The organism is Streptococcus sp. NSJ-72 (assembly GCF_014334035.1).
Lineage (GTDB): Bacteria > Bacillota > Bacilli > Lactobacillales > Streptococcaceae > Streptococcus > Streptococcus constellatus.
This window is the reverse complement of record NZ_CP060489.1, coordinates 1,515,665-1,533,041: the sequence shown is the minus strand read 5'-3', so window position 1 is coordinate 1,533,041 and position 17,377 is coordinate 1,515,665. Positions and strand designations below refer to the sequence as shown.

General features: G+C 32.5%; 10 protein-coding genes. 8 read left to right on the top strand and 2 right to left on the bottom strand.

Translation table 11 applies throughout. The annotated features are described in order from the left end of the window. Positions 1 to 2: 2 nt before the first annotated feature. From H8787_RS07450 to H8787_RS07415, 8 genes are all read left to right on the top strand, one after another. Positions 3 to 950, top strand: a complete 948-nt coding sequence (locus H8787_RS07450) for a DNA cytosine methyltransferase (protein WP_197090290.1) — start codon at positions 3 to 5, stop codon at positions 948 to 950. Positions 951 to 959: 9 nt separating this feature from the next. Next, positions 960 to 9,350, top strand: a complete 8,391-nt coding sequence (locus tag H8787_RS07445; protein ID WP_161517680.1) for a helicase-related protein — start codon at positions 960 to 962, stop codon at positions 9,348 to 9,350. Positions 9,351 to 9,402: 52 nt separating this feature from the next. Beyond that, positions 9,403 to 10,062 carry a DNA-binding protein gene (locus H8787_RS07440; protein ID WP_081528331.1) on the top strand — a complete coding sequence of 220 codons (660 nt, stop codon included), beginning with the start codon at positions 9,403 to 9,405 and terminating at the stop codon, positions 10,060 to 10,062. Between the two features lie 149 nt (positions 10,063 to 10,211). Next, on the top strand, positions 10,212 to 10,433 hold the full coding sequence (locus H8787_RS07435) for a helix-turn-helix domain-containing protein (RefSeq protein ID WP_000033212.1): 222 nt from the start codon (positions 10,212 to 10,214) through the stop codon (positions 10,431 to 10,433). 1 nt (position 10,434) lies between these two features. Further along, entirely contained in the window at positions 10,435 to 11,457 is a 1,023-nt protein-coding gene (locus tag H8787_RS07430; RefSeq protein WP_001049189.1) for a DNA cytosine methyltransferase, read from the top strand. A gap of 13 nt (positions 11,458 to 11,470) precedes the next feature. Next, on the top strand, positions 11,471 to 12,427 hold the full coding sequence (locus H8787_RS07425; protein ID WP_049513413.1) for a HaeIII family restriction endonuclease: 957 nt from the start codon (positions 11,471 to 11,473) through the stop codon (positions 12,425 to 12,427). Between the two features lie 41 nt (positions 12,428 to 12,468). Then, positions 12,469 to 14,352, top strand: a complete 1,884-nt coding sequence (locus tag H8787_RS07420; protein WP_187328376.1) for an ATP-binding protein — start codon at positions 12,469 to 12,471, stop codon at positions 14,350 to 14,352. 30 nt (positions 14,353 to 14,382) lie between these two features. After that, complete coding sequence (locus tag H8787_RS07415) at positions 14,383 to 15,636, top strand: DNA cytosine methyltransferase (RefSeq protein ID WP_049513415.1); 1,254 nt, start codon at positions 14,383 to 14,385, stop codon at positions 15,634 to 15,636. 1 nt (position 15,637) lies between these two features. Here H8787_RS07415 and H8787_RS07410 read toward each other — a convergent pair whose 3' ends face one another. After that, entirely contained in the window at positions 15,638 to 16,969 is a 1,332-nt protein-coding gene (locus tag H8787_RS07410) for a relaxase/mobilization nuclease domain-containing protein (protein WP_081528332.1), read from the bottom strand. Continuing rightward, positions 16,970 to 17,329: a plasmid mobilization protein gene (locus H8787_RS07405; RefSeq protein ID WP_081528333.1), complete on the bottom strand. Its 360-nt coding sequence runs from the start codon at positions 17,327 to 17,329 to the stop codon at positions 16,970 to 16,972. Positions 17,330 to 17,377: the final 48 nt, after the last annotated feature.

The following is a 17,377-nucleotide window of genomic DNA, read 5'->3' as shown; positions in this document are numbered from 1 at the left end:
AAATAGATGAGCTAAATGTATTAGAACTGTTTGGTGGTATAGGTGCCATTAGAAAAGCTTTAATAAGGCAAAAAATATCTCATAAGACGGTGGATTATGTAGAGATAGATAAGAATTGTGTTAAAAGTTATAATGCACTTTATGGCGAAGAATTTGAGCCTAAGAGTATAGTAGATTATCATCCGCCAGATGAAAAAATAGATTTACTAATGCATGGTAGTCCATGTCAAGATTTTAGTCGAAGTGGCTTAAAGAAAGGTGGCACAAAAGGTAGCGGTACAAGAAGTAGTCTTCTTTTTGAAACAATACGAATAATAGAAGAAATGAATATAAAGCCCAAGGTTGTGCTTTGGGAAAATGTAAAGGGAGTTCTCGATAGAAATTTGAGAACTTCCTTTTTTCATTACTTAAAAGAAATGGAGAGACTAGGATATGAGAACAAATATGAAATTCTAAATGCTATGGAGTTTGGAATACCACAGAAAAGAGAGCGTATCTTTGTTGTAAGCATCTTGGGGAATAATTCTTTTGATTTTGCCAAGCTCGAAAAAACACAAGCAAGGGATATATCTGAATTTCTTGAGAAAGACGCTTCAAATCTTTATGAAGTAAGGCAAGAGTCAATGCTTCGATATATAAGAGGAAAACCTAAGAATAATAATTTTAGAGGAAGACTTAAAGTGATAGATAAGTTTGCCTACACCATTTCCACCAAGCAAGTGCGTATTCCTAACTCAGGAATTATTGATTTAAGTAATGGTAAATATAGATATTTAACTGAGCGAGAGTGTTTTAGACTTATGGGATTTGATGATGAAAACTTTAATAGGCTAAAAGCTATTTATCCAGGAAGAAAAGGGAAATTATCGTCAATACTATATAAACAAGCTGGAAATAGCATTGTCGTGAATGTGTTAGAAGCAATATTAAGAGAAATTTTGAAGAACTAGGAGGTAAAGATGAGGACGAATGATTTTTACAACATAATTGAGCTTGTAAAAAGAGATGTTTTAGATAGTGAAAGAGAATATCTAAAACTCTTAAAGGTCATTGGAAATAATCAAAGATATGACTTTTTAAGTCAACTTAGTATCTATGATAAAAATCCCAATGCAACTGCTTGTGCAAGCTTTGATATGTGGAGAGAAAGATTTAATCGAACTGTTATGAGAGGGCAAAAAGGGATACCTATTCTAAATGACAGTAATGCTTTCCAAAAGGTAGGATATATCTTCGATATTAGTCAGACGGTATCGATGGATAGAAATGTTAATGAAGTGGAACTATGGTCTTTTGATAGAGAAAAGCATGAAAATGCATTAAAAGATATGATTGAGCTGCAAGGGTATGATTCAAGTGAAAACCTATCAGAGAATCTATATTCTCTTAGCAGAATATACGCAGATGAAAGCATATATGAGCTTGCAAATAATCTGAGGATTGCTGATGAAGATAGAAACTCATTTATAAATTTTATGAGAAATTCTATTAGCTTTGCAATTTCAAATAGATTTAATCTGGATTATCATATTCCAATGGATAACTTACAAGAAAATTTTAAGTACCTAGATAGAATTTCTTTAATGAGTGTTGGTAACTGTATTTCCAATGCTTGTAGCAATATTATTGAAGCTACGATGGTTAGAACAAGAAATTTATCTGTGGGTAGAGACCTGACAAAGAGTATAGGTGCCGATTATAATAAGCTTAATGAAAATAATAAAGAATTAGGAGGTATGGCGAATGCTATTCGATCAAATGACGAAAGAGATGATAATGACGGAAACCGAATTTTCAGAGCTGGAGAATACAGACGAGATAATTTTGATAATCAAGGAGAAGACTTTGAACAAACTGGAGGAAGAGAAGAAATTCATGGAAGAATTTCCGAATCCAATTTACGCAGTGATGAGATTGGACTTTCTAACAGAGAGCAGCGAGGAGAAACACTATCAAATGCTAATAGACCTTTACAAAGAGAAGAGCCTAGTGAAACACTTGATGGAAGTTCAAAAGAGAGCCATAGACTTTATGAGGAAGGAAAAGCCGAATATGATGGAAGCTTGGAAAATAGAGAGCGAAACGAATCCAAAATACAAGGCAATGATTTCAGCCTTGAAAGAGATGACAATCAAGGAAATAGTGGAAGCTTAGAAAATAGCATTGAAAAAACAAACGAGGGAGCAGAAAATGCTTCCTTTTTCTATTCTAAAGAAGATCCATACAATTTAATGACTGATGAAATGCTTGAGCGTGTTCCAAAACTTTATGACCAAGAACACACTGATCTGGCAGATACTCAGGTTCATGCAGCATATATCATTCCATTTAGAAGCAATTGGACATGGTATATGACGGAATATGATAGGGAAACAGGAGATGCATTTGGTCTTGCTTTAGGAATTGAACCAGAGTGGGGATATTTTAACATCCGTGAGCTTGAAGAACTAAATGCTCAAAGACTTATTTTAGAAGATTTCCCAAAGACTTTTAGAGAGCTTAAAGACAGAGAATTAAAAAAGCAGATGGATGAACATGAACTTCAAATGGTATTTAATGGAGAACTTAGTTTTGAAAATGAGGTAATTCCTAAAGAAGCTACCAGTAAAATAACAGATGAATTTGAAGAAGAATTAAGTCCTAATTTTGCTGAAGAAGTTGGCTCTATTATGGAAGAATACGAAGTCCCAAGAGATGTTGCAATTAGCAGACTTGCCACTAGTAAATTAGAAGAAGCTCTTCAAGGAACAAACATTGGGATTGATGATTTTAATTTTGAACAATTAGAACAGATTATGAGTGCTATAAAAGAGTATGACTTTTATGGAAATGAAATTACTGAGATTGCAGATCCTAAACTTCCTGTATGGAAGATGGAACATTTAAAATGGCTTATTGATGATTGGAACAAAGGTCTGGATGGTGTTACATCAGAAAAGATAAAATATCTGAAAGAGTTAGACATTGAACTTGCTAAGTTTAATGTGCTTAAAGGTTATCTAATGAATGATGAAGTAAGCATAAGTCAAATTGAAGAATTTAAGGATAACATTGACTTTGTTACGATGAGTGAGTTTGTTGATAGTCTTAAAGATTACGCATATAACAATCAGAATGAGAAAGTAGCAGTTAAAGTCGGCAATGAATTTATACTTGCAAGTAAACAAGATAGCTTTGCCATCAGCCTTGAAGAGACTGGAAGAAAAGTGAAAGTTGAAAGAATAGAGTATCCACTTCATCGTGGCACTACTTTTAAGGAAAGTACGAAAGTCGATAAGCTCATTGATAGCGGAAAATATAAGGCTCTTGAAATTTCTGAATATGCTTTAGATGAAAAAGAAGCTGAAAATACGCAAATGAAAGAGCCACAAACAAGGCAGGAAACACTTTTTGATTATCTAAACCAAGCGGATAGTAATGTAGATAATATCAATGAAAAGCCCCTTGATTTATCCATCGGAAAAACTGTATATATGGATCACGAAGCATATAGGATTGATTCAGAGATTACTTTTAATAACATTTTACAAAAGAATGATTTAAGACTTGCACCACTTAGAAAAGGTAACTTTATGATGCCGATTGTGAGTTTTGCTGATGATAAGGAGCTTTTAGAAAAAATCTCTTTTGATAGACCAAAACTTATGGTTGGAGATGAAGTTCAATATAAGAATAAGGACTTTACCATTACAAGATTTGATGACACGGGAAAGGGTCTAAAGACAGTAACCATAAAGGATAATGTGGAATATCTTGGCGGAATGATTACAGGTTCAGAAGTTATTGCCTACAGACAAGATAGCGATTTAGATAGACTTTTCGGTTTAGAAGAAACAACAAGAATTAGTGAAAAGACAAAAGCTTCAAACTTTAAAATCACAAAAGAAACACTACCTGAAAAGTTGTCGCCAAGTGAGAGGTTAAACAATAATCTTGAAGCAATCTCTATGCTTAACAGAGTGGAGAGCGGAGAACTAGAGCTTGATATTACAGCTCAGGAAGTTTTAGCAAAATATGTAGGTTGGGGTGGACTATCTGATGTCTTTGATGAAAGTAAAGACGGTCAATGGAAAGAAGCAAGAGCTTTCTTAAAAGAAAACTTAACATTACCAGAATATGAGACTGCTAAGGAATCTACATTAACAGCTTTTTATACGCCTAAAATTATAATTGATGGAGTATATAAGACACTTTCAGAAATGGGATTTAAGAATGGAAATATTTTAGAACCATCGATGGGCGTAGGTAATTTTATCGGTAATCTTCCAGATGAAATGAGCAAGTCAAAGTTTTATGGCATTGAGCTTGATTCTGTTAGTGGTAGAATTGCAAAATTTCTTTATCCTGAAAGTGATGTGCAAGTTAAAGGCTTTGAAGAGACAAGTTTTTCAAATAACTTCTTTGATGTAGCAATTGGTAATGTTCCGTTTGGCGAATTTAAGGTTAATGATAGGGAATACAATCGTAATAACTTTCTAATTCATGACTATTTCTTTGCTAAATCTATTGATAAGGTGAGAAATGGTGGTGTTATAGCATTTGTCACATCATCTGGAACTATGGATAAGAAAGACGAAAGTATCCGTAAATATATAAATGCAAGAGCAGAATTTTTAGGTGCAATAAGACTTCCTAACGATACCTTTAAGGGTGTTGCCGGTACAGAAGTAACTTCAGATATTATATTCCTGAAGAAAAGAGATAGTGTACTTGAGCGTGATGATGACTGGGTTCATTTAGCGGAAGATGAAAATGGTCTTGTATATAATAAATATTTTGTAGACCATCCAGAACAAGTTCTTGGAAACATGAGAGAAGTAAGTGGAAGATTTGGAAAAACTCTTACTTGTGAGCCAATAGCATTTTTACCTCATGAAATAAATACGTCTTCTTTAAAAGATCGTATTGAAGCTGCAGGTGAAAGAATATCAAAAGATGCGAAGTATGAAGAGATAGAGTTATTAGATGATGAAGTAACAGCAATCCCAGCAACAGATGATGTAAAAAACTTTTCCTACGCAATCATAGATGAGGAGGTATATTACAGGGAAAATTCACTTTTTGTTAAGAAAGAAGTATCGGACAAAAACAAGGAAAAGATTAAGGATTATCTCGAATTAAATGACGCACTAAAGGATGTAATATACAAGCAAAAAGAAGATTTTAGTGAAGCTGAAATTAAAGAGTCTCAGGATAAATTAAACGCTGTTTATGATAACTTTTCTAAGAAACATGGTTTTGTTAATAATTTAAGTAACACCAGAGCTTTAAGAGAGGATAGTAACTTCCCACTGGTATCTTCTATCGAGATACTTGATGAAGAAGAAAACTTCAAGGCAAAAGGCGATATTTTTTCTAAACGAACTATCACAAAAGCGAAAGTTATTGACCATGTGGATTCTTCACTTGAAGCATTGGTACTATCTATTTCACAAAAAGGTTATGTAGATTTTGATTACATGACAAATCTAACGGATAAGGATAGAAACACTCTTATAGAAGAACTTAGAGGAGAAATCTTTTTAAACATTAGGGAAGAGAATGTTAGTTTTAATCAGAAGCTTTCTTTTGACTTGGGAGATGGGGATTTACCATTTGCTTGTAGCGATGAAACTAACTCCTTTAAGTATACCTATGTAACGAAAGATGAATACTTAAGTGGAAATATTAGAGAAAAAATAGGTGTTGTAGATAGCTATATCAATAGGTTGCGACAAGCAGAACGAATACTTTCAGAAGAAAGTGAAAACGAAAGGGAAACACTTGTAAACGAACTAAGCAGACTGGAATATCAAAAAGCAGAACTTCAAAGAGTAATGCCAAAAGAACTTGAAGCCAGTGAAATCAATGTAAGGCTTGGTGCAACATGGATTCCACCTAAAGATATTGAAAGATTCATATTTGAAACATTAAAAACTCCAGGATATGCAAGATGGGATATTAAAGTCAAATTTTCACATTTAACCAGTGAATGGAATGTTGAGGGTAAGAGCAAAGACAGGGGAAATGACCTAGCAGAAATGACTTATGGCACAAACAGAGTAAGTGCCTATAAGCTTATTGAAGATGCTTTAAACCTAAAAGAAACAAAGGTGTTTGACCAAATTATTAATCTAGATGGTTCAAAGACTTCGGTACTAAATAAAAAAGAAACTATGCTTGCAGGACAGAAACAAGAGCTTATAAAAGAAGAGTTTAAGAATTGGATATTTAACGATCAGGATAGAAGAAATAGACTTGTAAAAGCCTATAATGAAAAATTTAATTCTATTCGTAATCGAGAATATGACGGATCTAATTTAAGTTTTGATGGAATGAGTACAGATATTTCGCTTCGCCCACATCAAAAGAACGCAATTGCAAGAATACTTTATGGTGGTAATAGCTTGCTTGCCCATGTAGTAGGAGCCGGCAAGACTTTTGAAATGGTGGCAAGCTCAATGGAAGCAAAGAAACTTGGAATGTGTACTAAGTCATTATTTGTTGTGCCAAATCATCTTACAGGGCAAATTGGTCGTGAATTTATGCAACTATACCCATCAGCTAATATTATGGTGGCTGATAAAAAAGACTTTGAGCCAAAGAATCGAAAGAGATTTATAGGGAAAATTGCAACAGGTGAATATGATGCAGTTATTATTGGGCATAGTCAGTTTGAAAAAATTCCAATGTCTAAGGAATATCAACAAAAGCACATTCAAGACCAGATTGATGAGATTATCAATTATGTAGAAGAGTATAAGCATGACAGAAATCAAAATTTTACAGTAAAAGAGCTTCAAAAGACCAGAAAAAAACTAGAAACAAGACTTGAAAAGTTAAATGATGATTTCAAAAAGGATGATGTTATTACTTTTGAAGAGCTTGGCGTAGATAAGCTGATTGTTGATGAAGCTCATAATTATAAGAACCTATATCTTTATACAAAAATGAGAAATGTTGCAGGTATTGGGCAATCTGAAGCTTTTAAATCATCGGATATGTTTATGAAATGTCGATACATGGATGAAATGACTGGTGGCAAAGGAATTGTATTTGCTACAGGTACTCCAGTATCGAATTCAATGACAGAGCTTTATACTATGCAAAGATATTTACAGTACGACACTTTAAAAAAGAATGGATTAGAGCATTTTGATTCATGGGCATCAACCTTTGGAGAAACACAATCTGCTTTCGAGTTATCTCCAGAGGGAACAGGCTACAGAGTGAAGACTCGTTTCTCTAAGTTTTATAACCTACCTGAGCTTATGAGTATGTTTAAGGAAGTAGCGGATATTCAAACTGCAGATATGCTCAATCTTCCTGTTCCAGAAGCTCATTTTAAGGTCATTAAGACTGAGCCAAGTGAAGAACAAAAAGAAATACTAAAGAGCTTGTCTGAAAGGGCTGATAAGGTGCGTAATAAGTCCGTAGAGCCTGAAGAAGATAATATGCTTAAGATTACTAATGATGGTAAGAAACTTGCCTTAGATCAGCGTTTAATCAATCCTTTACTTCCAGATGATGAAAACTCAAAGGTTAATGTATGTGTTAAAAATGTATTTTCTATTTGGGATAAGACAAAAGAAGAAAAATCAACACAACTTCTATTTTCAGATATGTCTACACCTAAAGGTGATGGCAGCTTTAATATCTATGATGATATTAGGGATAAACTTGTAGATTTAGGAATACGAAAGGAAGAAATTGCCTTTATACATGAAGCCAATACTGATAAGCAAAAAGATGAACTCTTTGCAAAGGTAAGAAATGGAGAAATTCGTATTTTAATGGGTTCTACTCAGAAAATGGGTGCTGGTACAAATGTGCAAAATAAACTAATTGCAATGCACGATTTAGATGTACCATGGAGACCTGCTGACCTTGAGCAGAGAAGTGGTAGAATTGTTCGCCAAGGCAATGAAAATAAGGAAGTTAGTATCTATCGTTATGTTACAGAGAATACATTTGACAGCTACTTGTGGCAGACAATAGAGAATAAGCAGAAATTTATTTCACAGATTATGACTTCAAAGACACCTGTTCGTGTTGCAGAAGATGTAGATGAAAGTAGTTTGAACTATGCTGAGATTAAAGCACTTGCTACTGGTGATCCAAAGATAAAAGAAAAGATGGATTTAGATAATGAAGTTACAAAACTTAAAATGTTGGAAGCAAACTATAAGTCCAACCGTTACAGATTAGAGGACAAGGTGGTGAAAACCTACCCGGAAGAAATTGCAAGAACAGAAAAGCTAATTGAAGCAGTGAAAAGAGATATAGAAAATGTTGAACCACAAGGAAGTGGTGAAAATAAATTCACTTCTATCACGATTAATGGCGAGATAATTCGAGATAAAAAGATAGCTGGAGAAAAGCTTTTAGAAGCGATTAAAACTGTAAAACTTAATGAAAGTAAGGTTATCGGACAGTATCGAAATATGGATTTAGAGGTAAGCTATAACTTCTTCACCAATGAGCATAATTTCACTTTAAAAGGTGCTACAAACCATTCAGGAGAGCTTGGTACAAGTTCAGATGGTAATATTACAAGATTAGACAATGCTATTGATAAAATACCTGAAAGGTTAAATCGTCTTGAAGAAAAACTCGTTAGCACAAAGGAACAACTGGAAAATGCAAAAGAAGAAGTAATAAAGCCTTTTGAAAAAGCAGATGAACTAAAGACAAAAGTATTAAGGCTTACAGAATTAAACAAGCTACTTGATATGGGAGAAGTAGAAGAAAAAGAAAATCCTAATCCATTACTTGAAGATGTAAAGAGGGCTATTGTAGATTTTTGCAAAAGGGAATATGAAGATGATAGTTATACCTATGAGAATTTTAATAATCTATTTCCTGACCTTGCTCATATTGGAATTGCATATACTACTACACCAGATGAAAAGCATGAAATCCAATATGAAATTAGCTTAGAAGATTTTACAGCTACTCAATATATCAATGGAGAATCAATCACAAAGATTGATTATCTCAAAGACCTTGGAAGTGAAGAAAAGGCATTGGAATTTCTAAAACAAGAAATGGAATATGGAGACTTTGGAGAGTTTGTATCTATTGATGATAATGACCTTAAAAAAGCATTAGGTCTTGAAAGAGATGACGATGGTAATATCTATGATCCGCTTGCAGAAGATTTGGACAATGATGGTGTGCCAGATAGATACGATAATGACTTTAGAGATAGTGACTATTTTGAAACTACTTATGATGTAGAGGATAATCTTAATGCAAGGGCAGAAAGCAAAGAAAAACCATCTATTTTAGGGCAAATTAAGTCATATCAGTCACAAGAAAAACAAGCAGAAACACGAGAAAATAAATCAAAAGAACACGATGAACGTTAAGGGGCTTATTACAAGCTCCTTTTCATTTTTAGTAGAAAAATGGAGGTATATTATGAACTACAAAGAAATGAGAAATACACTAGAACAAATGGCAAACGAAAAACACGAAGATTTTGCAAAGGCACTAATTAGTTTTGAAAAAGGTATCAATGATAAAAATGCCTTGGATAGGTTGTACCAGGAGTATATGGATAATGACAGTATGAGCTTACTTAATGATGAGTTTGATTATTTGATTGATGAACTTAGAGAAAATGGACAGATTAAAGAAAGTGCAGCAATTGAAAAAGAAGATAATAATCTGGTGAACATTGTTGGGAATGTCGTAGGTGAGATTGAAACAATTGAAAGAGAAAACAAAAATGGAGAAGCCTTTAAAGTAGTTAATTTCTCGGTTGTGTCAAAAGATGATGAGGGAAATAAGACTTATATAAATTGTTCGGCTTATGGAGATAAGGGAGATATACCAAAGAATTTTAAGCAAGGTGACTTTGTAAAGATTTTTGGTCAGGTAAGAACATCCATTGACGATAACGGAAAGGAACATACTAATGTTAGAATACTATCGTCTAAGCTTTTAAAAGCAAAGGAACAGATGAAGAAGCAAGAAGAAAAGAAAGAATCGGTACTTGGAGCAATAAAGAAATATAAGGCTGAAGAAAAAGCAAAACCTGTAGAAAAGAAAGAATCTCTAAAGGAAACTGAGAGATAAGATATGTCGGTGTAGTCTTCGGGCTGCACCGATTATTTTTTTTTGCAAAACTAGTTCGAGAAAAGGGAATAAAAGTGTACTATAAGTACTAGTTTTGTGGTATAATAGAAGCGATATGATTTTAACAAGAAAATGACTGGAGGTTAGTCATGTCAAAATTCAGCTATAAAAAATTGTTTAAAAAATTGATAGATAAAGATATGAAAAATACTGAACTTATGAAAAAAGCAAAAGTGAGTAAAAGTACATTCTATAAAATTAAAAATGGTGATAATGTCACAACTGACGTGTTACTAAGAATCTGTAATGTATTGGAATGTGATATTTCAGAGATTGTAGAATGTGTTAATGATTCTTCGGAGGAAATATAAAATGAATTTAATTAGCTTGTTTTCAGGAGCGGGAGGATTAGACTTAGGCTTTGAAAAAGCAGGGTTTAATGTTGTAGCTGCTAATGAATACGATAAAACAATTTGGGAAACATATGAAAAAAATCATGATACAAAACTTATTAAGGGAGATATTTGTGGTATTCCTTCAGAGATGTTTCCTGAATGTGATGGTATTATCGGAGGTCCGCCATGCCAGTCTTGGAGTGAGGCAGGGTCATTAAAGGGGATTGATGATCCTAGAGGACAATTATTTTATCAGTACATACGCATTTTGAAAGATAAAAAGCCGAAGTTCTTCTTAGCAGAAAATGTTAAGGGCATGATGGCGAAAAGGCATAATAGTGCTGTTGAAAATATTGTTTCTCAATTTGAGGAAGCTGGTTACGATGTTTTCATTCATTTGTTAAATGCTAGTGATTATGGTGTTCCTCAAGATAGAAAAAGAGTTTTCTATGTTGGATTTAGAAAGGATTTAAACATCAAATTTGAACCACCTAAACCATACGAGTCAAAGTTGACTTTTAAAGATGCGATATTTGATTTAAAAGATTCGGCAATTCCAGCATTAGAAAAAAATAAGACAAATGGTGATAACTGTAAAGTTTTGAATCATGAATACTTTATTGGTGCCTATTCGCCAATATTTATGAGTAGAAATAGAGTTAGACAATGGGATGAACAGGCATTTACGGTCCAGGCATCTGGTAGACAGTGTCAACTACATCCGCAAGCACCAGTTATGCCTAAAGTAGAAAAAAATAAAAATATATTTGAACCTGGTAAGGAAGCACTATATAGAAGATTAACCGTGAGAGAGTGTGCAAGAATACAAGGATTCCCAGATAATTTTAAATTCTATTATACGAATTTGAACGATGCATATAAAATGATTGGTAATGCTGTTCCTGTGAACTTAGCGTATGTTATGGCTGAGTCAATTTTAGAAGCTTTGCGTAATTCTAGTTCAAATTTGAGTCTCTTAAAAACAGGCACAGATAATTAGGCGGAGGTAATCTATGAGTGAAAAAAGTAATAATCAAGGAAGGGCATATGAGTTTTCTTATTTAACTACATTGTTTGAAGAAATATCAAAAGTTCGTCCGGCAAAGATAGAAAAAAACAGTAGTTTTTATGCTGCAGAACGTGCATGGAATACTTTAACCGATTCTGAAAAAGCTATATACAAGATTAGTGCATTAGCTGGAGTAAATACTATATTTGAACTTGAACCGTTGATTTTAGATGATGGATTAGATGAGTTGGAATTGAAAATTCAATCAGATGATAAAGGTAAAGAAGGCGATGTAAGAGATGTACTGATTATTAGACGAGGTATTGAGTGGGAAATTGGTCTTAGCGTAAAACACAACCATTTTGCTGTAAAACATAGTAGATTATCTAAAAATTTAGATTTTGGAAAAAAGTGGTATGGAATAGATTGTTCTGAACAATATTGGAAAGATATTAAACCAATATTTGAATATCTTGATTCTGAAAAACAAAAGGGTTCTAAGTGGAGTGAATTACCTAACAAAGAAGACGATGTATATGTTCCTTTATTAAATGCATTTAAAGGGGAACTGGAGAGACAAAATTGCTTGTTTAGTAAAGATATTCCTAGATTGATGGTTGAGTATTTGCTCGGAGAATTTGATTTTTATAAAGTAATTGGGATTGATAATAAAAAGATAACTCAAATTCAAAGCTACAATTTGAGAGGAACGTTGAATAGACAGGGTAAAAAGCGTAAAAGAAGTGTTGAATTGCCAATATCAACACTTCCAACAAGGATTGTTAGCTTGGAATATAAACCAGACAGTAAGAATACATTGGAACTATACCTTGATGGCGGTTGGCAATTTAGTTTCAGAATTCATAATGCTTCGACTAAGGTTGAATCAAGTTTGAAGTTTGATATACAAATTATAGGTATGCCTACAACAATTATATCGATAGATTGTAGATGGAAATAGGAATGCTAGGAGGGTCTGATAGTTTTATCAGATGTAATATTATGGAAAATAGTGGATTTAAAATAAAATTTGATAAGAATACAATTGATCATCTAGGTATTAAGTTGTATAGCAAATTTCCCCCAGTAATTGCTGAACTTATTTCTAACTCATATGATGCAGATGCTGAAAATGTTGTAATAGAAATAGATTACAATAATAAAATTGTTACAGTTACAGATGATGGAATTGGAATGAATCACGAGGAATTGAATGAAAATTTCTTGAAAATTGGTAGAAATAGAAGAAAAGCCGAGGGAACTGGATTATCTAAAATTAAAGGCAGAAAAGTAACCGGTAAAAAGGGACTTGGGAAATTAGCAGTATTTGGAATAGCAAACACAATTGAAGTTCATTCGATAAAAGAAGGAATAAAAAACGCCTTTAGTATGAACTACGATGAACTTAAGGCTGAAATCAAGGATGAATATAAGCCAAAGGCATTATATGAAAATGAAAAAACAGATGAGCTACATCAAACACAAGTAATTATTAAAGAGATAACTCAAAAAAATATTATGGATATAGACACTCTGGCATATAATTTATCAAAAAGATTTTCGTTCTATGATTCTGATTTTAAAGTGGAGTTAGTTGATTTAACATCGGATAGACGCATTGAAATAACTAAATCCATATATTTTGAGAAATTAGATAAAGAATTTGACTGGAATTTCCCAGATGATTTTGAAAGCGAGTTAAGTCAAACAGAATGGTTTGAATGGTTGAAATCTCATAATGTTTCAGGTAAAATTTTTACAAAAAAAACACCATTGAACAAATCGGAAGCAGGTTTTTACATTTATGTAAGAAATAAACTTGCTGCTGAGAATGATTTTTTTGATGACAGAGCGAATGATACGTTTAATGGATATGTTACTGGATATTTTAATATAGATTTTATTGATGATTTAAATGAAGCTGATTTTATATCCACAGATAGAAAAAACATTTTATGGGAAGCGGATGAAGATACAGCTAAATTAAAACAATATCTTAATAAATTAGTATCTAAAGTTTCAAATTCTTGGAGAAAAAAGAGAAAAGATAAGAAAGAAGAACAGTTGCAACTTCCTGAAGATTTTTTTGAAGGAATGTCAAAACTCGAAATATCTAGTATAAATAAAGTTAAAGATACTTTAATTGCTAACTCGATAGAAACTGATAATATTGACTCGTTGAAACGAATCTTAGATAGCATGAAAACATTATATAAATTTGAAAGTTTTCAAAATTATATTGCCGAGTTAGATGATGAAGATTTAACGGTTGATAAAGTGGAAAAAATTACTACAGATTGGGAATATATAGAATCTAAAGAGTTGGCTAAAATATCAATCGGACGTATTAAGGCAATTGAACAGTTCGAAAAGTATGTAAGAAATGATGCAAGTGAAACAAAAGTTATTCAACCTTTCTTAGAAAAATTTCCATGGATATTGGATCCAAGGATTACAACATTTGAACGAGAAGTTACCTTCAAGAAGATATTAAAAGAAAATTTTCCAGATACAGAACTTGAAGAAAAAAATAGAAGACTAGATTTTCTTTGCAATTTAGTAAATGGCGAATTGATAATAATTGAATTAAAGAGACCAAGAATAAAAATTTCGTTAAAAGAAATTAGACAAGCAAGGGAATACGAAAGATTTTTGCTGAAAAATCATAAAGAGAGTATTGCAAACGGTGTTAAAACATTTTTGATTTCAGATAGTTTTGTGATGGACGATGAGACGACAGATTTTTATTCGTCTTTGGAAGATACAGGCAAACTCTATATTAAATCGTATTCAGATTTACTGCAGCAGGCAAAGCAATATAATAAAGATTATATAACTAGGTATAAAGAGATTGAGAGCATTTATAAACCAGATAAAGAAGTATAGTGATAAAACAACTTGAAAGGAGGTGTGGTTATGCTCAATATAGTAGATGTGTTTTCGGGAGCAGGTGGATTAACCGAAGGCTTTAGGTATAAAGACTATTATAATTTTATTTGTCATATAGAAATGGACAAAGATGCTTGCTCTTCTTTAGAATTAAGAAACATATATTACTATTTAAAAAAAGAAAATAACCTATCTCCATATTTTGAATATATTCAAGGAAAAATCTCGAGAGATGATTTGTACTCGATTATACCAAGAAATCTAACTAAAGATATATTGAATAAGGAAATAAGTAAAGATACTATACCTTCGATTTTTGAATTTATTGACCAAAGATTAGGCAATAATGAGTTAGATGGTATTATTGGTGGACCACCGTGTCAGGCATACTCTACAATCGGTAGAGCCAATAACAAGTCGAAAAAATCTACAGATAAAAGAATTTATCTGTATAAACATTATTTAGATTTTCTGGATAAATATAAACCAAAGTTCTTTGTTTTTGAAAATGTTAAAGGGTTGCTTTCTTTTAAAGATTTATCAGGAGAGTTACTCTTGCCAAAAATAATTTGCGAATTTGATAAGTGCGGATATGAGGTAGATTATCAAATAGTAGATGCAAGTAATTATGGTGTAGTACAAAAAAGAGAACGTTTAATACTTGTCGGACATCGAAAAGATTTAGTGTTCGATAACTCATTTTTTGACAGTTTGGCTGAATATGTTGAGGCTGCTCCAACTATAAAAGAATTGTTTGAGGACTTGCCAAGTATAAAGTCTGGAGGAAGTTCTCATAAGTATCGTTGTGATGTTTCGAGTCAGTTCGTTGAAAAATATATTCGTAAAAAAGATGATATTTTAACACAACATGCTGCAAGACCTCATAATGAAAATGATTTGAAGATATATAAATTGGTACTAAGAGCTAAGAAAAAAGGTAAGAATTTAAGGTATATCGATATACCTGAAGAACTACAAACGCATTCTAATACAACATCTTTTTTAGATAGATATAAAGCTTTGGATTATGGCTCTGTTAGTCATACAGTTGTTGCTCATATAGCGAAAGATGGACATTACTATATTCATCCAGATTTAAGACAGAATCGTTCAATTACAGTAAGAGAAGCAGCTAGAATACAAGGATTTCCAGATGATTTTTATTTTGAACATTCACGAACAGCTGCATTTAAACAGATAGGCAATGCTGTTCCACCAATTTTATCTAAAAAAATTGCAATGGCCGTTATAGATTTTTTGAGAGGAGAAAAAGGAGAATGAATTACCTTTCAATCTCCTTACCCATATATTTTTCATAATTTTTTCTGATTTGATATAGTTCTTTCATATCGGATTTTGAAGAAGAATACTCTTGCATCAGGGTATTCTTTTTTTCATGCAATGAATCAAGCTCTTTCAAAATATCCTTGGAGTTTGGAAGTTTTGAGTAAGATTTTTTTAGGTCTGAAAGGGCATTTTCATAGAGCGTTATTTCTGATTTATGTTCTTCAGAAAAAGCCTTATCAGATGGATCTTTCTTATATTCTAAATAGATTTGACGATACAATTTTACGGTATGAACTTGTTCCATAATATTTGATAGAGTTGAAATTTTGTTATCAACAACTTTGATTTGATCCTGTAAATCTTGTCTTTTTAATGCACTCTCTTTAATGTATTCATCCAGCTGGGAGATAGACTTAAATCTTTTTTCACGCATCAAAAGTACAGTATCGGCTGCAGTTTTCAAATTATGTTTTGTAGCCCAATACTCATAGCCTTTACTTGATTTTATCTTTTCATTATTCTCAATATCAATTATATTTCCGATACGTTTTTTAACAGCATAGGTTCTTTGATTAGCATTATCTAAGATACGCTCTTTTAATCTATCCTCAGTATAATCTTCTCCAATAGTCTTAGCTCTTGTAAATCTTTCTTTGTCCTTGTGCTTAAATGCAATATGTTTTCCATATTTGATTTCATAATTAAGGGTAGCCATTCTCTTTATAAAATCAGCCCAATCTTTGGATTGTTTAATAGCTCTATCTATATCAAATTGAAGTCTACTTTTCCAAGAAGTACCTTTCTTAAGTTGGTCATTTTCATACCATGACTTACCATTAGTTTTATATTTCTTCCTATAAGTTTCGTAGAACTCATCAATAACAGATAGGTTGTTTTCTTTGCATAGTTTATCACTTTGATACCTAATTTGATGATAGCTTCTCTTGTTGGATTGATAGCACTTGCCTGTAACCATATTTACATTATTGAATATGATGTGATTGTGGATATGCCCTTTATCTATGTGAGTAGATAGTACAAATTCATATTCGTCCTTTAATATCTTTTTACACAGTTCAAGACCGATTTGATGTGCCATTTCGGGCGTTGCTTCACCAGGCATAAATGACTGAATAAGGTGTCTTGCAAGTACTGTTCCATTAACTTTATTATCTTCTCTAGTCTTCATAAAAGCAGCATGGGCAGTAGAAGCAAAGCACTTATTTGTGCTTACCAATATTTTTTCGTCTGTCTTTTCTTCATTTGTTATATAGGCAATAGCGAGGTTAAGTGTTGATTTTATTGGATGTATTTTTGTGATTGCCATTTAAACCTCATCTCCTTTGTTAGTAGTTTTATTAAGTAGTAGGGAATGTATTTGCCATATTTCTTTTGATAGATGTTCAATGTGGGATTGTATATATTTGATGTCATCGCTATAGATAACACCAGTAGAATTAACTCGTTTAGCAATTTGGTTGACGCTACTTGCATATCTAAAAAGTAATCCTTGTATATCTCTAAATGGTTCTAAATCGACAACATAAATATCTGATTCAGATACTACTTTTCTTAGAAAATGGTTCATGGTCTTACACTTTGACATCTTCATTTTCTTTTCAAAGAGTGCTTTTTCTTCTTCTGTTAAGTTTATTTTCAGCTGAACATTTCTAATTCTATTTGCCATGTCTGTTACTTCCTTTCAAAAAATGGGGTCTTAGGGTACTCCCTAACA